At 71.7% G+C, this 23,086-nt stretch carries 17 protein-coding genes; 8 read left to right on the top strand and 9 right to left on the bottom strand.

Annotation, left to right across the window (positions count from 1 at the left end; all coding sequences use genetic code 11):
* Window positions 1-234 precede the first annotated feature (234 nt).
* The 6 genes from WMF20_RS19275 to WMF20_RS19250 form a co-directional block, all read right to left on the bottom strand.
* Complete coding sequence (locus WMF20_RS19275; protein WP_437615657.1) at window positions 235-1,650, bottom strand: serine hydrolase domain-containing protein; 1,416 nt, start codon at window positions 1,648-1,650, stop codon at window positions 235-237.
* Between the two features lie 319 nt (window positions 1,651-1,969).
* Window positions 1,970-4,723 (bottom strand): protein kinase domain-containing protein, encoded by a 2,754-nt coding sequence (locus WMF20_RS19270; RefSeq protein WP_437615655.1) that lies wholly within the window; start codon window positions 4,721-4,723, stop codon window positions 1,970-1,972.
* A 213-nt stretch (window positions 4,724-4,936) separates the two neighbouring features.
* A complete protein-coding gene (locus tag WMF20_RS19265; RefSeq protein WP_437615653.1) occupies window positions 4,937-5,737 on the bottom strand; it encodes a family 16 glycosylhydrolase in 801 nt (266 codons plus the stop codon).
* Between the two features lie 294 nt (window positions 5,738-6,031).
* Entirely contained in the window at window positions 6,032-6,868 is an 837-nt protein-coding gene (locus WMF20_RS19260; RefSeq protein WP_437615651.1) for an AraC family ligand binding domain-containing protein, read from the bottom strand.
* A gap of 150 nt (window positions 6,869-7,018) precedes the next feature.
* Window positions 7,019-7,795, bottom strand: a complete 777-nt coding sequence (locus WMF20_RS19255) for a hypothetical protein (RefSeq protein ID WP_437615649.1) — start codon at window positions 7,793-7,795, stop codon at window positions 7,019-7,021.
* Between the two features lie 38 nt (window positions 7,796-7,833).
* Window positions 7,834-8,919 carry a latent transforming growth factor beta-binding protein gene (locus tag WMF20_RS19250; RefSeq protein WP_437615647.1) on the bottom strand — a complete coding sequence of 362 codons (1,086 nt, stop codon included), beginning with the start codon at window positions 8,917-8,919 and terminating at the stop codon, window positions 7,834-7,836.
* 721 nt (window positions 8,920-9,640) lie between these two features.
* On the opposite strand from WMF20_RS19250, the gene WMF20_RS19245 reads away from it, so the two are divergent.
* Entirely contained in the window at window positions 9,641-11,143 is a 1,503-nt protein-coding gene (locus WMF20_RS19245; RefSeq protein ID WP_437615645.1) for a hypothetical protein, read from the top strand.
* A 197-nt stretch (window positions 11,144-11,340) separates the two neighbouring features.
* Here WMF20_RS19245 and WMF20_RS19240 read toward each other — a convergent pair whose 3' ends face one another.
* Entirely contained in the window at window positions 11,341-12,687 is a 1,347-nt protein-coding gene (locus WMF20_RS19240; protein WP_437615643.1) for a sialate O-acetylesterase, read from the bottom strand.
* Between the two features lie 192 nt (window positions 12,688-12,879).
* Window positions 12,880-13,554, bottom strand: coding sequence for a universal stress protein (locus WMF20_RS19235; RefSeq protein ID WP_437615641.1), 675 nt, complete (start codon window positions 13,552-13,554; stop codon window positions 12,880-12,882).
* Between the two features lie 378 nt (window positions 13,555-13,932).
* On the opposite strand from WMF20_RS19235, the gene WMF20_RS19230 reads away from it, so the two are divergent.
* A complete protein-coding gene (locus WMF20_RS19230) occupies window positions 13,933-14,721 on the top strand; it encodes a CBS domain-containing protein (RefSeq protein ID WP_437615639.1) in 789 nt (262 codons plus the stop codon).
* 254 nt (window positions 14,722-14,975) lie between these two features.
* Here WMF20_RS19230 and WMF20_RS19225 read toward each other — a convergent pair whose 3' ends face one another.
* Window positions 14,976-15,407, bottom strand: coding sequence for a hypothetical protein (locus tag WMF20_RS19225; protein ID WP_437615637.1), 432 nt, complete (start codon window positions 15,405-15,407; stop codon window positions 14,976-14,978).
* 644 nt (window positions 15,408-16,051) lie between these two features.
* On the opposite strand from WMF20_RS19225, the gene WMF20_RS19220 reads away from it, so the two are divergent.
* From WMF20_RS19220 to WMF20_RS19195, 6 genes are all read left to right on the top strand, one after another.
* Window positions 16,052-16,468: an outer membrane protein assembly factor BamB family protein gene (locus WMF20_RS19220; RefSeq protein WP_129575773.1), complete on the top strand. Its 417-nt coding sequence runs from the start codon at window positions 16,052-16,054 to the stop codon at window positions 16,466-16,468.
* 242 nt (window positions 16,469-16,710) lie between these two features.
* On the top strand, window positions 16,711-16,944 hold the full coding sequence (locus WMF20_RS19215) for a hypothetical protein (protein ID WP_129575772.1): 234 nt from the start codon (window positions 16,711-16,713) through the stop codon (window positions 16,942-16,944).
* Between the two features lie 11 nt (window positions 16,945-16,955).
* Entirely contained in the window at window positions 16,956-17,357 is a 402-nt protein-coding gene (locus WMF20_RS19210; RefSeq protein WP_437615634.1) for an HNH endonuclease, read from the top strand.
* Window positions 17,358-17,779: 422 nt separating this feature from the next.
* Window positions 17,780-18,157, top strand: coding sequence for a CBS domain-containing protein (locus tag WMF20_RS19205; protein ID WP_437615632.1), 378 nt, complete (start codon window positions 17,780-17,782; stop codon window positions 18,155-18,157).
* Window positions 18,158-18,366: 209 nt separating this feature from the next.
* A complete protein-coding gene (locus WMF20_RS19200; protein WP_437615630.1) occupies window positions 18,367-20,100 on the top strand; it encodes an acyl-CoA carboxylase subunit beta in 1,734 nt (577 codons plus the stop codon).
* Between the two features lie 2 nt (window positions 20,101-20,102).
* Window positions 20,103-23,012 carry a biotin/lipoyl-containing protein gene (locus WMF20_RS19195; protein WP_437615628.1) on the top strand — a complete coding sequence of 970 codons (2,910 nt, stop codon included), beginning with the start codon at window positions 20,103-20,105 and terminating at the stop codon, window positions 23,010-23,012.
* The last annotated feature ends 74 nt before the right edge of the window (window positions 23,013-23,086 follow it).

Below are 23,086 nucleotides of genomic sequence, written 5' to 3'. Positions count from 1 at the left end.
AAGCGCCATGCGCTCCGCCGCGTCATTCGGCGCACGTCCCGGCGCACTGCCGCGCCCGCCGCGCCGCGCCCGCCCACCCCGCGCGATCGCGGGCGCACCCCCGGCCACGGCATGCTCGCTGCTCATCGCTCATCCGCAGACGGCGCCGAGCGACTTCGCGCGACGGCCCGATGTGCCGAATGGCCCCGGCGCGAACACCCCATGTCCCGCCGAAGGACGCCGGCGTGAGGCCCCCTACGGGACATCCATCAGCGACAGGTTGACCGCATCGCTGACCTCCTCCGCGCGGATGTCTTCGATCATCGCGTCGAAATCGTCCCAGTACCACAGCTGGTCCTCGTCGACCCCGAGGTGGTCGTAGCCCGGGAGCCCGTGGTTCGTGAGCAGGATGATCATCAGGTCTCGCGCCGGATCGGGGTCGATGATCATGAGCGTCCCGGCGCCGCCGGTCTTGCTGTACGCGACGGCCGAGGTGTGATCGCCGCCGGGCCACGCGCCGGGATCGTACATCTCCCATCCGAGCCCCTTGCCCGAATAGAACAGGTTCTGGGCGAACGTGGTCGCCGGCGTCGGGAGGCCCATGTCGCCCGTCTGCAGCGTCGTCATGCGCTCCACCGAGGACCGCGACAGGATCCGCTGGCCCGGACAGGACAGGAGCAGCGGGTTGCAGAGCGCGTCCGGGCCCCAGACGTGGACGCCCCGGTTCAGGAGCACCTGCCCGAACTTCGCGAGATCGAGCGCCGTCGAGAACAGGCCGTCGCACCCGGTCAGGTGGCCGTACCGAGGGGTCCCCGTGTTCTCCTCCACGTCGTAGTCGGTCTCGTCCTGCACCTCGCCCCGCAGGTAACGCCCGCGCTCGCTCGACCACGCCGTCCCCACGAAGCGATCGCTCATCGCGGGCATGTGGAGCTTCGGCCGGTAGGACGTGCTCGACATCTCGAGCGGATCGAAGATGGTGGTCTTCATGAGGCCCTGCAGCGAGTCGCCGCCCGCCTTCTCCAGCACGTGGCCGAGGATGCGAAACCCGAGGTCGCTGTAGAGGACCTTCTGGCTCGGCGTGTAGAGCAAGGGCGCCGTGAGCATCGTGTGCCAGCGATCGCTGGCGCCGAGGACGCCGCTCGCGTCCATGTCCTCGCCCGACACGTAGCGCATCAGGTCCCTGATCGTCACGCGCGCCTTGTCCGGGCTCGTGGCGAACTCGGGGTAGTACGACGCGACCGTGTTGTCGATCTTGAAGCCGGGGAACCGGCCGGACTCCTGCATCCTCATCGCGAGGAAGACGGTGAACGGCTTCGTCATCGACTCCAGATCGAAGATCCCGTCGCGCGGCATCGGCGGCGACGGCATGTCCGGCCAGCTCGCGTTGAACCCGTCGCGCTCGCCCAGCGCCTCGTGGAGCACGATCCGCCCGTGGCGGGCGACCAGGAGGACAGCCCCCCGGATCTCCCCGCCCGCGATGGCGTCCTCCAGGGCCAGCGTCGCCTCGCGCAGCGCGGCGCTGCTCATGTACACGGACTCCGGCTCCGCAGGCTGAAGCCGGCGCGGCCACGCGCCGCTCGAGGGCTGAGAGACGAGCCCTCGAGCGACGTCCGGCGCGCCGAGACATGCCAGGACCGCCGCGGAAGACACGAGAAAAGACGTCGTTCCCATGGATGATGCCTCCTCGCCAGAGCTGCCCGGCGACAAAAGGTCGAGACCACCATGATAACGCGCTCTCCAGCGCGCCAGCTAGCCGGGTTCGTCCCGACAACCATGCTGATTTAACCTACGCAGACGCCGCGCGGACACGGGGTGTCAAGACGAAACGAGCTCCCTTGTGCGAAGGCGCCGCCGCTCTGCACACGTGTCCGATGAGCGCTCGCAAACAATCACGCCATCAGATGTTGCACAGGCCACATGCGATGAGCGCGTCGCGCCCGACCGCTCCGTCCACGATGACGCGGCGCCCTCTCCGGCGCGCGGAGGGCGGTCAGTCGGTCGGTCCGCAGCCGAGCGCCCTCGATCTCTCGCGCGCCCGCGCCGCGGTCGAGGAGGGTGGGCTCGCGCCTCCCCAGCGCTCGATCACGCTCGCGTAGGCCCGGCACGCGCCGGGGGTGTCCCCCGTCCGCTCGAGGGCCTGACCGAGGAACCAGAACGAGCGGACGTACCTCACCGGCCAGTCCAGCATATCGCACGTCGCGACCGCCTTGCGGAGCGCGGGGATGGCATGGTGAGGCATGCCCGCGAGGTGGTAGACCGCGCCGATGTCCGCGTGGAGCTCCGGACCGATCTGATCGCTCGTCAGCGCCGCGATCGGCAGCGCGGGGGCCTCCTCCGCGGCCTCCTCGAAGCCCTGGATCCAGCGCGCGTGCGCCTTCGTCAGGAGGGAGAGCGCGTGCTCCGGGGCGCCCGGAGCGCTCGACAGCGACAGGTGCGCGGCCTGCTTCGCCTCGAACGTGGCGCGGGAGATGCCGCCGGCGTGCAGCAGGACCCGCAGCAGGTCCGGCGCGCCGCCGGCGCACGCGCTGTAGTTGTCGAGGCACGTCCGGGCCATGCTCGCCGCCTCGAGCTCGCGATCGGTCTCGAGGTAGATGTCGATGAGCGCTCGGGCGGCGTCGCGGTGAGCCGTGGACTCCGCTTCCATCCACAGGCGCGCGCTCCGCAGCAGCACCTCGGCCTTCGCGAAGTCGCCCGCGAGCGCGTGCACGTTCGACTCGTCGAGCATCGAGAGATAGCGGCGCTCCCGCTCCGGCAGCGAGACCCAGCTCTGCCGCAGCGGCACCATCACGGCGTCGGGAGGCCGCCTCTGCGCGTGGCTCGACGACGCGAGCCTGCGATGGATCATCGGGCCCCTGGCGCTCGTCCTCGACAGCATGCGCAGGAGGTCCCGCTCGACCTCCGCGCAGTCGTGGCGCGCGCTGTGGACCTCGCTCAGGACCTCGTAGCAGTCCGCCGCGCGGGGAGAGATCTCGAGGCAGCGGTCGGCGGCGGAGACGGCGTCGTTGTACGCCCCGAGATGTCGCGACGACCGCGCCCGCGCGGCCCATCCCTGGGCGCGCTGGGGGTCGCTCGCGATGGCCCCCTTCGCCGCGTCGGCGCTGGCGTGAATGTTCCAGCGCAGCGTGTACCGCGCGAGGATGGCATACGGCTCCGCCTCGTGCGGGTGCTCCTTGATGACCGCGCGCAGTTTCTTGGCGCAGAGCGCCGTATCCTCGGGATCGCGGCCGAGCGCCGGCTCCATCGCGTCCAGGAGCGCTCGATCGATGGCGCTGAGCGCGGCGCCCCGCTCCCGGGCGCGCGCGTAGTGCCGCCGCGCTTCGGCGCGCTCCGGGGAGTAGATCGCGAGGCGGAGGTGCGCCTCGGCAAAGGCGTAGTGGTGGAAGATCGCCTGCCGGAGGTGCTCCACCGCCTGGCCCTCGTTGGCGTCGCCGAGGGCCTGGAGCGCGGCGCTGTACCAGAATCGCGCTCGCTCGTTGATCGTGGTGGGCGGCAGCTCCTGGACTGGATCAGGCTCTCCCCGCGGCGCGAGCACCGCGGCGAGGCCCCCCGCGATCGCCACGACGAGGCCGATCCGGAACGCCGCCACCCGGAAGCCGGCGCGTCTCCCGGTCGAGCGGCGCTCCGCCGGACGCACCGCGTCGCCGAGGCGCTCGGTCGGGGCCAAGGGATCCACCTCGTCCACGTTCGCCGCGTGGCCGTCCGGCCGCTCGACGGGCGCTGCCGGGATGGCCGCCGGCGGCCCCGACCGGGCAGCCGCCGGCGCCTCCGGCGCGCCGAGCCTCGGCGCCGCGGCCGGCGCGAGCGCTGCGAGCGCCTCTTGGACCTCGCTCAGGTCCGAGACCCGGGTATCGGGCGACACCGACAGCATGCGGCTCACGAGGCAGGCCAGCTCAGCGGGCACGTCGGGCGCGAGCTCGCGCAGCGGGCGAATGTGGCCCGTCACGATGATCTTCAACACCTGCGGGGCATTGTCGGCGCGCGTGGGGAGCGCGCCCGACAGGCACTCGTAGAGGAGGAGGCCGAGCGACCACATGTCCGTCCGGTGATCGATCGGGTCTCCGACCGCCTGCTCCGGTGACATGTAGCAGGGCGTTCCCAGCCTCGTCCCGCTGTCGGTGAGCTTCGGTGTGCGAGCGTCCCGTCCGTTCGTGGGCATCTGCTTCGCGATGCCGAAGTCGAGGACCTTGACCTGCCAGCTCGGTACGTCGACGAGAAAAATGTTCTCCGGCTTCAGATCGCGGTGGATCACGCCCTTCGCGTGCGCCGCGCGGACGGCCGAGACGACCGGCAGGAAGATCGAGGCGACCTCCGCGACGGACAACCTCGGCTCGCGAGACAGCCTGCTGGCGAGCGACTCGCCGGACAGGAGCTCCATGACCATCACGGGCGCTCCGCCCTCGAGCACGACGTCGTGCACCGCGACCACGCTCGGGTGGTCGAGCGCGTGCGCCATCCTCGCCTCGCGCAGCAGGCGCAGGTGCGCCGCGCCGGACACGCCCTTCACGAACTTGAGCGCGACCCGCGCGCCGGTCAGCGCGTGGACCGCGGCCCAGACCACGCCCATGCCCCCTTCGCCGAGCAGCCGTTCGAGCCGGTACTGGCCTGCGACGATGTCGCCGGGGCGAAAGCTCCGCCTCGCGCCCTCGGCTCGCTCGTCGCCCTCGCCAGGCGGAGCCCCCCTTCCCAGAGCGTCTGAAGTCGCCTGGAGGTCCTGCGTGTGGCTCACCTCCGGTGCGCTGCGCACGACAGACTACACTACGCGTCCGGCCTCACCTGTCCAGACCGAAAGCGGCGCGCGCCTACCGCCGGTAGAGCCGCTCCACGAACGCCGGCTCGAACACGCCGTCCACCCGGATCGAGCAGCGGAAGAACTGGTCCGGTTCGACCCCGCTTCCTACGGCGCCGCCCCCGCGCGCTGCTGCGCGTGACTCAACCGACGGGGAAACCCACGGAGCACCTACGGACCGACGTAGCGGTAGACGCGGAGCCAGTCGTACTCGGCGCGCGTGGGGGCGGTGCTGCTGTCGACGGGGCCTGCCCAACCTGGCGATCCAGAAGCCCAGATCGTCAAGAGGATGTTCTGAGGGAGGACCATGCGTTCCATTTCCTCGGTGGCAGTGTGCATGAGCGCTCCGTCGACGTAGAAGCGCGCCTCACCGGGCACCCACTCGATGGCATAGGTGTGAAAGCCCGCTGCGGGGTTGAAGCCCAGCGTGACGAGCTCGGGGAACTGGAGGTGGCCGGTGGCTGGATCGGCCGGCGGGACGTTCACCATGTGGTTAAACTGAACACGATCGGTGTTTTTGCCCAAGAACTCGATGTCGAGCTCGTTCCAGTCGTCGGGGGGCCATGGGGTATAAATGAGCACCAGAGAAGAGACGGCTGCGGAGCCCTGCGCAAACCGAGCTGACGCTTCTATTTTTCCGTAGGTCAGCGTCTCGCGAGAGCGCATTTCCACGCCGCGGAAGGGCTTGCTTGTATCGTTGGCTGCCGTCAGCGAGAGATGCAGGATGCCGTCGCTGACCGCGGCGTTTTCGCCGGCAAACTGCGCGAGATTGCCGTCCCAGCTGTGGGTCATCAGCTGCCAGCGAGTGAGATCGACGGTGTCGAACGGATCTTCCCAGGCGAGCTCGAAGCTGCCGTCGCCGGCGCCACCTCCAGCGGCGCCACCCGTGCCGCCTGCAGCTGCGCTGCTCGTCCCACCGGAGCTCGCGCCGCCCGTACCTGCGCCGCCCGCACCACCTGCGCCACCGGTCATGGGCGTCTCTGGCGGCATCCCGCCACCGCCGCCGGTCATGGGGTCGGCAGCACCCCCACCCGTCGCCGTGCTGGGGGGAGCTCCACCAGCGGCGGGGGAGGCGCTCGGATCCGGCGCATCGTTGGAGCATCCCGAAAAGGCCAGGAGCGCGAGCAAGGCAAGGGCTGGTCGGCTTCGCATGCCGATCGGATACTCAGCCGCCGTACGGCGAGCATCAAGGTTTGTGCGTTTGTGCAGGCGGAGCGCCGATCCGCGGAGCAGCGGCGTCGAAAACGAGGCGCCTGGGTGCGCGAGCTACCCGGGATCTCGGCGATCGTGCTGTGCGCTCAACGGTTCCAACCTGTCAGCGAGTCGTTTTCGGGTGCCTGGGTCGAGGAGCGCGCTGGGCGCCATGCCCAGCAACTCTCTGATCACCTGGTGACAGCGCGAGTAGCTACCGAACCCGGCCTCGAGCGCCGCGTGAGTCAAGTGGCTGGAGCCCTGTTCGAGCAGATCGAGGAGCTTCAGCGTTTGCAGCCGGTTCTTGTACTCCGTCAACGACAGCCCCTGGTCGCGGCGAAATTTGCGGCTCACATCGCCGCGGTTGCTGGCCAGGCGTCGGGTCAGCTCGTCGCGGCGGAGGCTCGGCGCCTCGACCAGCAGGGCCGCAGCACGGTGCCCGAGGCTCATCTGCGGAGGAGGTGTCATTTGTGCCAGCACCGCGAGCAACTCGAGCAGCCGTCCTTCGACAGCCGGGTCGTCGCGGCTGCTCGGCACCTGGGCCATGGCGTCTGCACAAGCCGACAAGGTGGCCTGGTCGAGGCGCTGGTGTGGCCGAGAAAAGCTCGGTGCGCAGCCGTGCTCGCGCGCGAACGCGTCGATCAGCTCGGGCCGGAACCCTACCACATAGAGCTCGAGGTCCGGGCTGGCGTCTTCGAGGTAGTGATCCAGCCCGGGCGGGTACCACGACAGCGATCCGCGGCCCATCGGAACGCGACGATGCCCCACGCGAAAGGTGGCGGTCCCCCGGACGACGAGATTGAACTCCGGCTCGTCGTGGAAATGGGCTGGTCGCCGGTAGACGGGGTGATATCGCCACGCCTGGGCGCGGCGACCTTTGGGCATGGGGAACGACTGCCACAGCAGGTTCACGGTACGTCCGAGGATAGTGCAGCCTGGGCAGGAAAGCACTGCGCTGAAGGTGCGCAGCGGCCCTCTTCGGCGGCCGGGGACCTTCGAACGCACATTCTTGGATGCGCTTCGCACCAGAACGGGAGCGACGCGCGCGCCGCCGGGGCGCGCTCAGCGGGTCGGCCGCGCGTCGACCCCGAAGGTCAGATCCGCCTCGTCGATCTCGACGCCGCGGAACCGCTGCACGTCGACGCACGGCTGGTCCACGTGGGGCGGGCACAGGTCGCCCTCGCACGTCTCCTCGGTCGTCCGCGTCACGACGCCCCGGACCGTCGACCCGTCGACCGTCATGGAGACGCTCACCCGGAGGCTGGAGATCATCCTCGTGTCGCCGACGATCTCCCGGAAGCGGTCGTCGTCCCCGTCGTCGTCGGCGTCGACGAGCCTGTCCTCCAGCGCATCGCGGTCGTCCAGCTTGTCGCCGTCGGTGTCGACCACGCGGTCGCGCGAAGGATCCGTGTCGTCGACGCCGTCCTTGTCGGCGTCGACGAAGGGATCGACGTCGTCCGAGATGCCGTCCTGGTCGGCGTCGGTGACCCGGGCGCGGAAGGGAAACTCGACGTCTTGGGAGCTGCCCTCGAAAATATAGGGATCGTCCTCGGTGGAGCCCTTCAGCGCGAGACCGCCGATGTCGAGCACCGCCTCGTCGTCGGTCGGGAGGTAGAGGAGCACCGTCTGGCCGTCCCGGAACGTGGTGGCGTCGTACTTCTCCGCGAGGATCGGCCGGTCGTCGGGGAAGCAGCCGGGCGCCTGCTCGGACGCCTCGAGGGCGACGCGGTACACCGCGTAATCGCCCGCGGAGAGGCCCCCGCAGGAGGCGACGCCGGCCAGGGTGGCCAGGAGGGCGGCGCGGGCCGAAAGCGCACGAACGTCTCGTCGATCAAGCATGTTCATCTCCTCCGCAGCGCTCAGGGGTGAGCCACGGTTCAGCACTCGAATACGCCGCTCGCGCCGCACGAGTAGTAGCACTGTTCGCAGTTCAAGCATGTGTCGTAGCTGTAAAACGTACCCACCCCGTCCGGATACGAGTCCAGGCACTCATTGACGCACGCGTCGTCCGTGTCCGCGCAGGTCACGAGGCACTGGACGAGGAAGTAGCAGTCGTCGCTGATGAGGCACGCCTGGAGCTCGTCGGCGCAGCTCCCCTCGTTCGCGCACCCGATGCACCCGCTCGAGTCGCTGCCGCAGGTGTCGAGGTCGTCGCAGGCGACGGGGGCGGGGGCGCAGTCGGCGACGTCCGTGCCCTCCTCGCAGTAGTCGGTGCCCTCGGGCTCGTCGCACTCGCCGTTGTTCACGTAGGGGCACGGCTCGCCCGCGCAGTCGGCCGCGTCGGTGCCCTCGTCGCAGATCCCGGTGCCCTCCGGCTCGTCGCAGACGCCGTTGTTCGCCTCGGGGCAGGTCGCCTCCATGCAGTCGTCGACGTCCGTGCCCTCGTCGCACCGGCCGGTGCCCTCGGGCTCGTCGCAGGTCCCGTCCTGCACCGACCGGCACGGCACGAGCTTGCAGTCGTCGACGTCCGTGCCCGCCGGGCACCGGCCGGACCCCTCGGGCTCGTCGCAGATGCCGTTGCCGGTGTACGGACAGAAAGAGAGGCAGTCGGCGGGGTCGGTCCCGGCCGCACACGTGTCGGTCCCCTGGGGCTCGTCGCAGACGCCGTCGCCGGCGGTGGGGCAGTGATCGCGATCCTTGGGCTCGAGACAGCCCAGGAGGGCCGCCGCGTGGGCGTTGCAGACCTCGGCCAGGTGATGACCATCCACGCACCGGCCCTCCAGGCGGACACAGTCCACGTACGCCGCGTGCTGCGCCTGACAGCGCTCCTCGGCCCGCTCCTCGATGTCCTCCTGCTCGGCCTCGCACAGGCCCTCGTTGTCCCCGGAGCAGTCCTCGCAGGCGCAGCGGGCCTCGCAGACCGTCGCGTAGACCGGCGGCCCGCCGTCGCCGCCGTCCGAGGTGGCGCAGGCGGCGAAAAGGCTGACGAGAGCTGCTGTGATCATCACGTGTCTGACACGCATGGGATTTCTCCTCATCATCTTCTGAAGCGAGGGCTCGTCCCGCCGAAGCGCAGCGCGCCGCCGCGAAGCCGGCGAGGGCAATACGACACGGCTGGCGCTGGGAGCTCCAGGTACCCTTCACCTGCGCACACCGCGCTCGTCCGAATCCTCGCTTCGAATGTGACTGTAAAATTCTTCCAAAAGAAAACGGCTACGTATACCAGCTCAGGAGGCGGCCGGTCAATCGTCGAGGCGGCGCTCGGGGCCGGGCAGCAGCGGAGTGCGCGCGTCCGAGCTGCGCTCGAGTCGGGAGATCACACGGAGACACGCAGCGCGGCGACGGCGCTGCGACGTGTGGCAGGTGAGGCGCGCGGGTCAGGACGAGGGCTCGCGAGGCGGGCGGAGAAAACGCCCCTGCTGCCCGCAATGCGTGGTGCGTGCGCCGTGGAGCGGACCCAACAATGCCGCGTGGGTCGCGCCGTCGGAAAGCTGCTCTGAACATGGCCGGCGGGGGCGGGGTGAGCGCGGCGGCGATGAAACGCGGCGTTTCCGGGTGCTCTCCGCGCGGAAGAGTGGAGACGGAGTGAAAAGAGCCGTTGGCATCCGTTCCGTTTCGACAGAAGATGCGCGTGCGCCCATCGCGCTGCGGCGCCTCGCCTCCGACGGCCGGCACCGCGTCAGTGGACCCCTACCGGCTGGAGAGCAGCGGATGAAGATGCGATCTTTGGTGTGCCTCTTTGCGTTGAGCTTGGTGACCGCGGCGTGCGGCGATGACGACCCGACGACCCCCGGGACCGGGGGCAGCGGCAGCACGACGACCAGCGGCAGCACGACGGCGGGCACGGGCGGCGCCGGCGGCGACGGCGGCGGCGACGGCGGCGACGGCGGCGGCACCGGCGGTCAGGGTGGCGGCACCGGCGGCGACGGCGGCGGCACCGGCGGCGACGGCGGCGGCACCGGCGGCCAGGGTGGCGGCACCGGCGGCGACGGCGGCGGCACCGGCGGCCAGGGTGGCGGCACCGGCGGCGACGGCGGCGGCACCGGCGGCCAGGGTGGCGGCACCGGCGGCGACGGCGGCGGCGGCGGCAGCGTCACCTCCACGGCCTCCGCCACCACCGGCGCCGGCGGCGACGGCGGCGGCAGCGTCACCTCCACGACCTCCGCCACCACCGGCACCGGCGGCGACGGCGGCGGCGGCAGCGTCACCTCCACGACCTCCGCCACCACCGGCGCCGGCGGCGACGGCGGCGGCAGCGTCACCTCCACGACCTCCGCCACCACCGGCGCCGGCGGCGCCGGCGGCGACGGCGGCGGCAGCGTCACCTCCACGACCTCCGTCACCACCGGAGGCGGCGGCGAGCCCCTTGCCGACGGCGCTGCTTGCGTCAGCGATGACGAGTGCGCCAGCGGCATCTGCTTGGATGAGGTGGGGTACGGCTTCCCGTCCGGGCACTGTACCGGCGGCTGCGAGACGGACAGCGACTGTGCCGGCGGCGGCACCTGCATCTCCCTGAGCGGAGGCGGCGCCTGCGTCGCCCCGTGCGAGTCAGCGGCCGACTGCCGCGACGGCTACAAGTGCGACACCGACGACACCTGCTGGCCGGACTGCACCAGCGACGCGCAGTGCCCGGCGGTGGGGACGTGCAGCGAAGGATTCTGCGAGGCGCCGGCGAGCCCGGATGCAAGCCCGTGCACCGCCGACAGCGACTGCGCCAGCGGCTTCTGCATCACCGAAGCCGAGTACGGCTTTCCTGGCGGCTACTGCTGGGGCTTCTGCGATCCGGAGGGCGAAGCGTGCGCCGGCGGCGGCGCCTGCATCCCGACGGAGGACGGCGGGGGCTTCTGCGACGTCCCGTGCGCGACGGACGACGAGTGCCGCGCGGGCTATACGTGCATGGAGGGCCTCTGCGAGCCGACCTGCACCAGCGACGCTCAGTGCACGCTGGCGGGCGCCACGTGCGATGTAGGCTCGGGGTTCTGCATCCCGCCGGCGGGTGAGGGCGCCGACGGCGCAGCTTGCACCGCCGACACCGACTGCATGGGCCTCTACTGCCTCAGCGAGGCCGAATACCCGGAGTGGCTTGGCGGCTACTGCATCAGCCTGTGCGACCCGGCGACCGGCGAGGGCTGCGTCGGCGGCGGCGTCTGCGCCTCCAACGGAGGCTGCTACGCCGAATGCGCGTCGGACGACGACTGCCGCGACGGCTACGAGTGCTGGATGGGCGGGTGCTGGCCGCTGGAGTGAGCCAGCGAGGGTGAGCGCCCGCAGACGGCCCGTCCGGTGTGACGGCGGGCCCCTGCGGCTCCCCTGAAACGATGCACCTCTGCGTCGCGCCGCGAGGGCGATGCGGAGGCTCTCCCCCGAAGCGCGCCACGCCTGCTCCACCCATCCCGGAGCAGCCGGCGCGCTCCCCCGCGTTCCCGCCCTTTGACGCGCGACGCTCAGCCGGGCTCGCGCCCGCTCCGGCGGCGCCGCCGCAATGCCGCCAGCGCGATCAGCGCGAGCGCCGCCGCCCCCGGCCGCTGGCACGGGATCCCGGCCGTCCGGCAGCCGCAGCCGCTGCTGCCGCCGGTGCCCCCGGGCGCCGCCCCGCTCGATCCGGCCGCGCTCCCGGCGCTGCCCGCGTCCGCCGCGCTCCCGCTCGCGCCCGCCGCGCCGCCGGCACCCGCGCTCGCGGCGCTGCTCGCCGACGACGCCGCGCTCCCGCTCGCGCCCGCCGCGCCGCCCTCTCCCCCCGCGCCCGCCGCGCCGCCCCCTCCCCCCGCGCCCACCGTGCTCCCGCTCGCGCCCGCCGCGCCGCCCCCTCCCCCCGCGCCCGCGCTCGCGGCGCTGTTCGCCGACGAGGCGCCAGGCGAGCCGGCCTCGGCGACCAGCGCGAGGTACGCCTCGGCGAAGCGGTCGCCGAGGAGCTGGTAGGCGGCGGAGTCGAAATGCCATGTATCGTCGGACCGCCGCGGGGCGAAGTCGTCCGTGTCGACCCACGCGACCCGCGGGTCTTCCTCGGCCACGGCCACCTGCGCCGCGCGCACGGCGTCGATGTTCGCCTCTTTGCCGGCGGCGATGGGCCCGCCGTTCGCGGGGTAGAGGTTGTCGCTGATCCGGCCGAGCACGACCGGGAGCCCGGGCACGCCGAGATCCTCGCGGATCGCCGCGATGAAGCCGCGCAGCGTGTCGCCGTAGGTGAACGCGGCCGACCACCCCGCCTCGTTCTCGCCCTGCATCCAGAGGAGCCCGGCGATCTCGACGTCGTGCCCCTCCGACTCGAGCCGCGCCAGGGCGTTGTCGAGCCGCGTCGGCTCATCGGGGTAGCGGAGGGCGCGATCGCCGGCGTACGTCGCGGAGTCCAGCTTGCCGAGGAGCGCGTGGTAGAGCTGCGATTTGTAGAGCACCTCCGGATCCGGCCCCAGCCCGCGCCCCCAGTGGTCGACCAGGTTCGTGCCCCCCTGCGCCAGCTTCACGATCGCGATCCGGTGCTCGGGGTACGCCGTCGCCATCGCGTGGCCGAACGTGATCTCGGGCCCGTAGCGGCGCGCCTCGCCCTTCGGCTCGAGCGGCCCCCAGTCGGTGCTCGTCGCCTCGGCGTACGGCCCTCCCTCGCGCGCGTCGGGGTTGTGGTGGTCGTACCAGACGTCGGGCTGGCTCTGGAGCTCGGCCGGGAGCGCGGTGCCCACGCCGAAGCCGACCATGTTGGACTGGCCCGCGAGCACGAACAGCTTCACCGGCTGCGCCGCGGCGGACGCCGAGAGGGAGATCGCGAAAGCCGCCACGGCGATGCAGGTTCGCTTCATGACACGGTATATTCTCCGCTGGCAGCGCAGCGTCAATACGCCGGCGCGCGGCCGGGGCCGCCGTCCGATGAGGTCGAACGCGAGGGAACCGCGGCGCGATCACGATTGAATGCGCCGTTCGTCCGGCGTTCACAGACAGGATGTCGGGGGCTCACCTCGCAGGTGCGCAATCCCGTCGGGCTCGCCTCGCGATCAATTCCCTTCGGGCGTCGCGTGGTAGGCGGCGCTCGACGTCGCGTAGACCCCGTGGGTCGCGTACGAGTAGCGGTGGGGCCGGATGTGATGCTCCGAGTGGCGCGCGCACCAGAGATCGGCGCCGCCGGTCTCGTGCCGGCGCTTCACGCACTCGGGGCAAGGCGGCTCGATCTCGGGCACCCGGCCGGCGGTCGCGTGATCCTTCGGCCGCACGATCCACACCGGGCAGCGCGCGAGCCGGGCGACGCGCTCGGCGACCGAGCCGAGGAGCAGCCGCTCGAGCCCGCGGTGGCCGTGCGAGCCGACGACCACGAGGTCGGCGTCGAGATCGGCGGCGAGCTGAGCGATGTTCCCTGCCGCATCGCCGCGGCGGAAGTGCACGACGACGCGCTTGAGCCGCCTGCCGTCGAGCTTGCCGCCGAGGGCGCGGACGCGCTCGCTCGCGCGCACCTGGAGCTGCTGGAGCGCCACCTCGGGCTTGGTGGCCGCCGCCGGCGCCCGCGAGAGCCCGACGCCGACCCAGCTCTCGGGCTCGACGTAGACCCCGTGCACCTCCGCGTCGTCGCGGCAGCAGGCGGACTCGAGCGCCTGATCGAGCGCGCGGTTGCTCAGATCCGAGAAGTCGATCCCGACCACGACGATGAACCGACCTGTTGCGCCCACGCTCGACATGACATCCTCCTCAGCCTCGTTGCCAGCTCATCCGGGCGGGTTGCCCTGCGCTGCCCGCGCTCTGGGCGGCGCGCCGCTCAGCACGCCGCGCGCGCTGCTCGCAGGGTTCGCACGGGCCGTGCCATCCGCTCCGGACGCCGGAGAGCGGGCGCCTCGCGCGCCGGGCGCGTTGCCGCTCGCGCGGCGGACCTCCGCGCGGGGCCCGCGAGGCGTGCATCCCGTTCGTCGCAGCGCAAACCGCGCGCGGCGGCGCGGAGGCGGCGTTTCGGGCCTGCCGCGCCTGGCGCGGCGTTCCGGGGCGCTCGGGCGTGGCACGGCCGGTGCTCAGCGCAGGGTGCGCCTCGAGCGAAGGTCGCGGAGGCGAGCGGAGAGATGACGATGACGACCCTTGGACCGAGCAACGGAGAGCACCCCATCCCGCACCACGCGATCCGCAGCGCGCGCATCGTTGGAGACGACGGCGAGGCGTCGGTCGTCGCGACCGTCTATTGCCCGCTCAAGGAGCGGTCGGCCACGGTGCCCGAGTGCGAGTCGTGCCAGCGGTTCCGCGCGCTGCATTTCGACGCGGCGTCGCGCACGACGTCGGTCGTCTGCGGTACCGAACGCGCGATGTCGTCGGCCATGGGGAGCGCGGACCCGCTGGCCGGGGTGAGCGAGCACGTGAATCCGGCGGCGCCGCTCGCCGGGATCATGAGCCGGGACGTCATCTGCGTCCGGCCGGAGGTCGCGGTCGACGAGATCGCGGCCCTGCTCATCCGCCACGGGATCAGCGGGATGCCGGTCGTGGATGCCGACGGCAAGCCGGTCGGCATGGTGTCGCGGGCCGACGTGCTCCGGGCGGCCGAGGAGCGCCGCGACACCGAGGAGTCCGAGCGGGTGACGTTGCACCCGGACGACGTGGCGCCGCTCGACATGGAGCAGGGCTTCCACGTGTACGAGCCCGTCAAGGTCACCGCGCGCGACGTGATGACGCCGGTGGTGGTGCAGCTGCACGAGAGCGCGAGCATCCGGCAGGCCGCGTCGCTGATGGCCTACGAGGGCGTGCACCGGCTGCCGATCGTCTCGGACGACGGCAAGGTGGTGGGCATCCTGTCGTCGCTCGACGTGCTGCGGTGGTTCGGGCGGAGCTGCGGGTACCTGATCCCGCCGGGGCGCAGGAGAGCCTGAGGGGCGAGCGTTCCTAGTAGGACGTCAACCAGATGTGTCTGCGGAGCTGGGGTTCGACGTAGAAAATCAACCAGATCTGCCTGCGGAATTGGACCTGAGAGTAGCTCAACATACAGATCTGTCTCCGGAGAGACGCCTTGGGTGTAGCTCAGCATACAGATCTGTCTCCGGAGAGACGCTTTCGGTGTAGCTCAACATACAGATCTGTATACTGCGGCGGTCTCGAGCCTCCCCGCGCAGGCAAGGCTGCCTGATCACGGCGCGCGGCGGAGCGCGCCGCGCTGCCAGACGTAGCGGCCGCGGGAGGTGCATATGCGCCGGTAGGCGGCGCGCACGCGCTGCCCGGAGGCGCTGCTCCCGCCGGAGGCGCCTGGGAGGGGGCCATTCGCGGCGATCCAGGGGTGGTCGCACGAGGGGGTCGTCCCCGCCGTATCGTCGAATCGGATCGAGCTTCCCTCGACGCGAAGATCGAGCGCCACCGAGCAGGGGATCTGGGCGCCCGGCGCGCACTCGTCGAGCGTCGCGCCGGTGGGGACGTCGAGCACAGCCTGGAGCACGCCGCCCCGCGCTGCGTAGAGGACCGTGTGCGTCACGACGGGCGCCGCTCCGGATTCCGGCTCGCGCGCACGAGAGCACGCCATCAGCTCGACCTCCGGCAGGCTGAGCGCCTGGTGGCACGAGCACATGTTGAGGCGCTGAGGCGGGCTCGTGGCGAGGGTCGACCAGCACGAGGCATCGGGACGCCACGCGGCGCCGCGGGCGGCCAGCCAGGCATCCTGGTCGAACGGCGTGCCAGCCGGCGCGCTCGGGCCGGAGCCCACTTCGGAAGGGGGTGACAGCGAGCCTGCATCGGCGATCGGCGGCGGCGATCCCGTTCGAGGAGCCCCGGAGGCGCTCGTGGGCGAGGCTGACGCGCTCGCTGCGCTCGCCGACGAGGGAAGCCCTTCCGTCGACGCGTCGCCCTGGGGAAGGCGCTCTCGATGACAACCGACAACCCGGCTGACCTGCTGCCAGGGCTGCTGCGAGCGCTGCGACGACGCGCAGGACGAGGGCCCGCTTCAAAACAGGGAGTCCTGCAAGAACTGTTGTAGAGATCCCAGGGCGAAGAGACCGGGGACGGCGACGCAGCCGCCAAAGAGCGCGAGCTGATGCCAGCAGTCCGCCCTGTCGCGCAAGTGTCGTGCAGTGTCTTTCATCGAGGCCCGGGAGGCCGAGGAGCGTAGAGCGAACGCGGTGACCTGTCGATCTTCCCGACCGCGCGCGCTCGCAGCTTGCCGCGCCGACCTCCTGCTGATAGCTCGCTGAGCCCAATCAGGAAGGGAGGCGACGGATGAGCGAATACCGGACGACGGCGGCGGCGCCGGTGCTGGTGGCGGCGTTCCTGGGTCAGATCTTCGGCGTCGACCCGGTCACCGGGCGCGTGCTCTGGGAGCACAAGCAGGGGGCCGGGTACCTGTCCACGGCGCTCCTGATCACGCCCGCGGCGATCTACGCGGCGAGCATGACCAACGTCGCCTGCCTGCGCTACCCGACGGGCGAGCTGCTCTGGGAGGCGAAGACCGCCACGCACGGCCGCGCCACGCTGCTGCTGGAGGGGGACCGGCTCTTCGTCGCCAAGCAGGGCGAGATCGAGTGTTTCTCGGTCACCGGCCAGAGCCTCTGGCACAACCGCTTCAAGGGCAAGGGGATGGGCCCGGTCGCCCTGGGCGTCCCGGGCAACGTCGCCCAGTCCGACGACAAGGACTGACGCGCCCCGAGGCGCCCAGGTCTGGCGAGAGCGCGCCGCCCATCGGCCCGGTGGCCACGCGCGCGCCACCGCAGACAGACGCCCGCCGCTGGCGGGGTTCGGCCGATGCCCCGCGCCTCGCCGCCTCGTCCGCGGCGGCGCCCGCCGGGCCGGCGGAGCAACTCGTCCCCGAGCGCCATTGCATGCTAGTCTCAGGCCGGTCGCCGCCCTCGTACCCGCTAGATCCATCCAGGAGTTCGCCCATGGCTACACCGGCAACGGTCCACATCGATGTGGAGCTCCCTTCCGATCTTGCCCAGCTCCGCCTCCCGGAGGGGGTGGACCGCCGGCTCCAGGCGCTCCTGGACAAACAGGATCGCGGAGAGCAGCTGTCGGCGGATGAGGCCATCGAAGCCGAGGGGCTCGTCGATCTCGCCGAGTTGCTCAGCCTGCTCCGGCTCCGCGCGTCGCGGCAGGAGCCAGCGCCAGCGCGATGAGCCGCGACAGCATGCCTGCCGCGCTAGAGCGCCGCGTCCGCGAGAGGGCGGCCGATCGATGCGAGTATTGCAGGCTCTCCCAGATCGGCCAGGAAGCCACGTTTCACATCGATCACATCCAGCCGCGGCATGAGGGTGGCCTGACCACGCTGGAGAACCTGGCGCTCGCCTGTGTATCCTGCTCGCTGCGCAAGGGAGCGCGGACGCACGGGGCCGATCCCACGACGGGCGCCCCTGCGTACCTCTTTCACCCGCGCTGGGCCCGCTGGGAAGATCACTTCGAAGTCACGGACGAGCTTCAGATCGTCGGCAAAACCCCCACAGGCCGCGCCACGGTCGCGCTGCTCCGGATGAACCGGCCTCTCGTCGTCGAGATTCGACGTGAAGAGGCGTTGCGCGGTCGGTTTCCGTAGAGCGCATCGCCGCCCAGCGCTGATGTCGATGCGCACGCGCACCCCACGTCGATGGGAGAACGTTGCCCACACCGCGTTCACGCCCCGACCCCTCATCCAGTCGAGCTCCCCTGGCGCGTCGCTCGGCCAGCTGGACGCGGTGTCGGCCGGCGAACCCCCTGCGCCCGCGCGCAATCGCTGCAGGCGCGCCCTCGCCGGCCGCCGGAGGTCGGATCTCGCCGGCGCGGCGCAGGCGGCGCATCGGGCCAGCTCAGCTCCCCGGCCGCGCTGACCACCGCAGCGGGGAGCCGGCTCCGCCCGGTGGTCCGTATCTTGCCAAGAGCGTGAACAGCCCTGCAGACACCTGAATTGCTCGGCTCGTCACGACGCCCAGCGCCCAGGGAGGCCTCATGAGCTCGTCGACCCTTCGCATCCAGGATTGCATGACCAGGAGCCCGCACTCGATCGGCGCCGACCAGAAGGTCGGACTCGCCCGCAAGCTCATGCGAGGACATCGCATCCGACACCTGCCGGTGCTGCGCGGCGGCCGGCTGGTCGGCATGATCTCCGAGCGGGATATCTACTGGATCGAGACGCTCAAGGACCAAGAGGGCGATGACCTCCTCGTCAGCGAGGCCATGTCGCCGAGCCCCTACGCCGTCGCGCCGGACGCGCCGCTCTCCGAGGTGGTCCGCGAGATGGCCGAGCACAAGTACGGCTCGGCCGTGGTGCTGAACGGCGCGCACGTCGTCGGCGTCTTCACGACGACCGACGCCCTCGCCGTCCTGGCCGCCTTGCTCGCCGAGAAAGAGACCGCCTGACGGCGGCCGCCGTACGCCAGGCGTCATCGACGCCGCGCGCCGCCCGCCGCATGCGATGAAGACGCGCCGCGGCGCAGCCGCGGACTCGGTCGAGCAGCCTCCGACGCAGGGCTCCGTGCCGCGCCCCACACGCCGAGACGGGCCCGCGCCTCGCCGGGCTCGCGAGGTGCGCCGCGAGATCCCGCCATGGTAGAGTGGCTCGCCTGTCCATGAGCCCCCTTGATCGCAACGAACTCGTGACGAAGCCCGCCGCCGTCGTGCCCTCGCTCGACGATCCGCTCGACGAGGCGCCCGGCGGAGCGGCCGCGCCGGCCTCGGCGTACGACGCCGCGCTCCTGGAGGCGGAGGAGCTCCGCCGGCGGCCCTATGTCTCCGCGGGCCCGGAGAACATCATCCGGCAGCACGGCAAAGGCCGGATGACGATCTGGGAGCGCATCCGCGTGCTGACCCCCGAGCCGCCGCGCGTGCTCTTCGAGAACTGGGGGCCGAACCTGGACGGCGCGTCGCTGGTCACCGCGGTCCTGCGCATCGGCAGCCGCGACGTCGCGCTCTACGGCCACGATTTCACGGTCCGCGCCGGGTCGATGGACGCGACGAACGGCCGCAAGCTCGCGCGGCTGTTCCACCTCGCGGGAGAGCGGGGGATCCCGCTCATCGGCCTCAACGACAGCGCCGGCGCCTACGTCCCCGCGGGCGTCGGCGGGCTCGACGGCTACGCCGAGGCGTTCGCGGCGCTGCGCAAGATCAGCGGCGTGGTGCCGAGCATCATGTGCATGTTCGGGTTCAACGCCGGCGGCGGCTCCTACCTGCCGCGGCAGGGCAGCTTCGTCATCCAGCCGGGCGGGACGTTCTTCGGCCTCACCGGGGCGGCGGTCGTCAAATCGGTCCTCGGCGAGGTGGTCTCGCCCGACGACCTCGGCGGCCCGCGGGTCCACGGCGCCTCGGGCGTGGCCGATCTCACGGTGCCGGACGAGGTCGGCGCGCTGCGCACCACCGTCCGCCTGCTCGGCTACCTGCCGAGCAACAACCGCGAGAGCCCGCCGTTCCAGCGGACGAGCGACCCGCTCGACCGGGAGACGACCGAGATCGACACGCTGCTCCGCAGGGCGCTCTCGTCGCCCACGGGCTTCAATACGCCGCTCGATATAAGCATCATCATCCAGCGCATCTGCGATCACGGCGACTACTTCGAGGTGCAGCCGCAGCGCGCGCGCAACACGATCACGGCGTTCGGGCGGATCGGCGGGCGCGTCGTCGGCTTCGTGGCCAACAACAGCGCGGTCGCCTCGGGGCAGATCGACGTGGCGGCCGCGTACAAGAACGCCCGCTTCATCCGCTTCTGCAACCTCTACAACATCCCGCTCCTCTTCATGGAGGACACCACCGGCTTCCTCCCGGGCCGGGAGCAGGAGGCGATGGGCATCGTGCAGGCCGGCCGGGCGATGCTCGACGCGATCATCGACGTGCGCACCCCGCGCATCCTGCTGCTCGTGCGCAACGCGTTCGGCGGCGCCTACGCCTCGTTCAACAACTACGCGACCGGCGCGGACGTCGTCCTCGCGCTCCCCACGACGCGCGTCGCCGTGATGGGGCCCGCCGGCAAGGAGTTCGTCTACAAGGACGAGCTCCGCAAGGTGCGCGCGCAGGCGAGCACCAGGGAGAAGGCGGGCGTCAAGGAGCGGCTCGGCCGCGGCCTGGACGAGGCGAAGGCGAAGGCCGAGGCCCGCGAGGAGGCCGCGGCGTGGCTGAAGGCCAGAGAGGCCGAGTTCGGCGCGCGGTACGAGCGGGAGCTCATGAACCCGCGCGAGGGGCTCAGCCTGGGCTCCATCTCGCGGCTCGTGATGCCGCGCGAGCTCCGCTCGGTGATCGGAGAGAACCTGGAGTTCTTGCTCCGCCATTACCAGCCAGGGCCGTTCACCGGGGTTCAGCGGGAGTTTCATTGAGCATGGATGGGTTCGGGAGCAAGCGCGGTTACGACCGCAATCCGATGGTGGTGCGCGACCGCCGGCTCGGCCGATCGAGCTCGGCGTGGGCGCGGTCCTTCGCCGCCGACGACGTGCGGCCGCTGATCGTCGGCCGGGGGCCGATCCGCAAGGAGGCGATGGACGTCTTCGCCCAGATGGGGATCGAGCATTACGGCATCCTCCTCTCGGAGAAGGACTCGATCGTCTACACGCACGCGCTGGCGCCCGAGCTGCGCTGCATCCACCCGGCGCGCGTGCACCGGGTCAAGGACTATACCGGCGCGACGAAGGACGAGCGCGTCAAGCTGATGCACGAGATCGTCGCGATCGCGCGGGCCTGCGGCTACACGCACGTGTTCGCGGGGTACGGCTTCATGGCCGAAGACGAGGAGTTCGTGCGCACGCTCGAGGAGGCGGGGCTCGTCTTCATCGGCCCCCGCTCGTCGGTCCAGCGCGCGGCCGGGCTCAAGGACGAGGCGAAGCGCACGGCGCTCGCGACCGCGGTCAGCGTGACGCCCGGCATCGACGACGCGACCCGGCGGATCGTGCTCCGCAAGTGGCCCGATCACGCGGGCCTGCGCGCGGCGGCGGCCCAGCGCGGGCTGCTGCGCGACCCGGGCGCCGCGGCGCGGCTCGCCGAGGGCGTCCCGCTCGCCGAGGCGGCGGACGCGCTGCTCGCGGCGGCCTACGCGGCGCGCGTGGACCTCTACACGACCGACGAGCTCTGCGCGGAGCTCGAGCGGGGCGCGGCCGAGCTCCTCGCCCGCCACCCGGGGCGGCGGATCCGGCTCAAGGCCATCGGCGGCGGCGGCGGCAAGGGGCAGCGGCTCCTCGCCGGCATCGCCCAGGGCGCGGCGGAGCCGGAGGCCGCGGCGCGCGCGCGGGCGGCCGAGGTCCCCGCGCTGGCGCGGGAGGTCCTCGCGGAGGTGAAGGCCGCGGGCGTCGGCGACAACAAGAACATCCTGCTCGAGCTCAACGTCGAGGAGACGCGGCACAACGAGATCCAGCTGATCGGCAACGGCGCGTGGTGCGTCGCGCTGGGCGGGCGCGACTGCTCGATCCAGATGCACGAGCAGAAGCTGCTCGAGGTGGCGATCACGCAGGAGGGGCTCCGCGAGGCGATCGAGCGGGCGCGCGCCGCCGGCGACGAGCGGCGAGCGGCGTCGCTCGAGCGCGAGCTCGCCTCGCTCGCCCGGATGGAGGCCGAGGCGGAGCGGTTCGGGCTCGCGGTGGGGCTGAACTCGGCCTCGACGTTCGAGTGCATCGTCGAGGGCGATCACCATTACTTCATGGAGGTGAACACCCGGATCCAGGTCGAGCACCGGGTGTCGGAGCTCTGTTATGCCCTCCGCTTCGAGAACCCGGCCGATCCGGCCGACGCGTTCGAGGTGACGTCGCTCATCGAGTGCATGGTCCTGCTCGCGCGCCACGGCGAGCGGCTGCCCCGGCCGGTCCGCGTCCGGCGCGAGGGGTCCGCGGTGGAGGCGCGCCTCAACGCCACGAACGGCGCGCTGGAGCCGCACGCGGGCGGCGTCATCGTCTCCTGGAGCGATCCGCACCCGCACGAGATCCGCGACGATCAGGGCATCTGCGCGAAGAACCCCGACACCGGGGTGTTCATGCATTACCGGCTCGCGGGCGCGTACGACAGCAACATCGCGCTCCTCGTGACCTACGGCGGCTCCCGCGAGGAGGCGTACCTGCGGCTCTGCGAGATCCTGCGCACGACGACGCTGCGGGGCAGCGATCTCCACACGAACCTCCTGTTTCATTACGGGCTCGTGCACTGGTTCCTCGCGCGGAACGTGTGGGCGAAGCCGACGACGCGCTTCGTGGTCCCGTACCTCACGCTGGTCGGCCAGCTCTCGATGGAGCTCGGAGGCCTCGATTTCGACGCGATGTGGGCCGAGCTCGGCGCCCGCCACGAGCGCCGGCTGGCGGCGCGGGCCGGGGACGGCGCGGAGGCGGGGCTCAAGAAGGTGTTTGCGCTCAAGGACACGCTCGTGCGCCGCCCCGTGGAGCGGATCTGCGCGGAACCGCACCTCCTGTCGGCGTGGCTCAGCCGGAACCTGGGGTCGTTCGAGGTCCACTCGAGGCGGGTGCGCTGGCTCAAGAACCCGGTCGAGGTGCTGGCGGACACGTACTGGCTGCTCAACATGACGCCGCAGCCGCACGCCCCCGCGGCCCACGTGATCTGGGATCACGACGAGGCGCTCCTCTCGCGCGCGCTCGGCTTTTACCGGCGCCTCGGCGAGCGGATCGGCCAGGCGGGCGGCGCGCCGTCGTGGCCTGCGCTGCGAGAGGCCCTGTCGCAGCCCGCCGCGCCCCCCGGCTGGGACGGCGAGCTCTGGCGTCGGGTCCGCGGCTCACACCTCGGCTTCCAGGCGGGGCTGGAGCTCCTCGACGCGCTGGTCCTCGCGGGCGACGCCGCGCGCTTCTTCGAGCTCCGGGTGCGCGAGGACGGCGAGGTCGTCATCCCCGAGCGCCTGCTCGACCGCGAGCTCGCGGCCCGGATGCGCAAGGTCCTCGCGCCGCCGCCCGCCACGCGGGCGAACGAGATCGTCGCGGTCACCGGCGGCATGTTCTACGCGCAGGAAGCGCCGGATCGGCCGCCGTTCGTGGCGAAGGGCAGCCATTTCGAGGCCGGTGATCCGCTGTACGTCCTCGAGGTGATGAAGATGTTCAACAAGGTGCTCGCGCCGTTCTCGGGCACGATCGAGGAGGTGCTCATCGACGGCGGCGAGGGGACGATCGTGCAGAAGGGGCAGCCGCTCTTCCGCGTGAGGCCGGACGAGGCGCACGTGGAGGAGGACGCGGCCGAGCGCAAGCGCCGCCGGCGCGAGCAGACGATGCGGTACGTCGACGCCATCTTCGATCCGGAGGGGTCCTGAGGGAGAGAGCGCCACGGCGCCCTCCCCCGGCGCGGGGCGCCCCTCCGTGGCTCGCCTTGACGGGCGCGCCGGGA

Origin of the sequence: Sorangium sp. So ce834 (genome assembly GCF_051521425.1) — a bacterium.
Taxonomy (GTDB): Bacteria; Myxococcota_A; Polyangia; order Polyangiales; family Polyangiaceae; genus Sorangium; species Sorangium cellulosum_D.
This window is presented reverse-complemented; position numbering and strand designations above follow the sequence as displayed.

Coding starts and splice junctions, on each gene's coding strand:
- WMF20_RS19255 (WP_437615649.1), bottom strand. CDS start 7,795: ATGCTTGATCGACGAGACGTTCGTGCGCTTTCGGCCCGCGCCGCCCTC.
- WMF20_RS19215 (WP_129575772.1), top strand. CDS start 16,711: ATGGCTACACCGGCAACGGTCCACATCGATGTGGAGCTCCCTTCCGAT.
- WMF20_RS19200 (WP_437615630.1), top strand. CDS start 18,367: ATGAGCCCCCTTGATCGCAACGAACTCGTGACGAAGCCCGCCGCCGTC.
- WMF20_RS19210 (WP_437615634.1), top strand. CDS start 16,956: ATGCCTGCCGCGCTAGAGCGCCGCGTCCGCGAGAGGGCGGCCGATCGA.
- WMF20_RS19205 (WP_437615632.1), top strand. CDS start 17,780: ATGACCAGGAGCCCGCACTCGATCGGCGCCGACCAGAAGGTCGGACTC.
- WMF20_RS19250 (WP_437615647.1), bottom strand. CDS start 8,919: ATGCGTGTCAGACACGTGATGATCACAGCAGCTCTCGTCAGCCTTTTC.
- WMF20_RS19220 (WP_129575773.1), top strand. CDS start 16,052: ATGAGCGAATACCGGACGACGGCGGCGGCGCCGGTGCTGGTGGCGGCG.
- WMF20_RS19275 (WP_437615657.1), bottom strand. CDS start 1,650: ATGGGAACGACGTCTTTTCTCGTGTCTTCCGCGGCGGTCCTGGCATGT.
- WMF20_RS19240 (WP_437615643.1), bottom strand. CDS start 12,687: ATGAAGCGAACCTGCATCGCCGTGGCGGCTTTCGCGATCTCCCTCTCG.
- WMF20_RS19225 (WP_437615637.1), bottom strand. CDS start 15,407: ATGTGCTCGTGCCACCAGGCGCTCAGCCTGCCGGAGGTCGAGCTGATG.
- WMF20_RS19195 (WP_437615628.1), top strand. CDS start 20,103: ATGGATGGGTTCGGGAGCAAGCGCGGTTACGACCGCAATCCGATGGTG.
- WMF20_RS19235 (WP_437615641.1), bottom strand. CDS start 13,554: ATGTCGAGCGTGGGCGCAACAGGTCGGTTCATCGTCGTGGTCGGGATC.
- WMF20_RS19230 (WP_437615639.1), top strand. CDS start 13,933: ATGACGACCCTTGGACCGAGCAACGGAGAGCACCCCATCCCGCACCAC.
- WMF20_RS19265 (WP_437615653.1), bottom strand. CDS start 5,737: ATGACCGGTGGCGCAGGTGGTGCGGGCGGCGCAGGTACGGGCGGCGCG.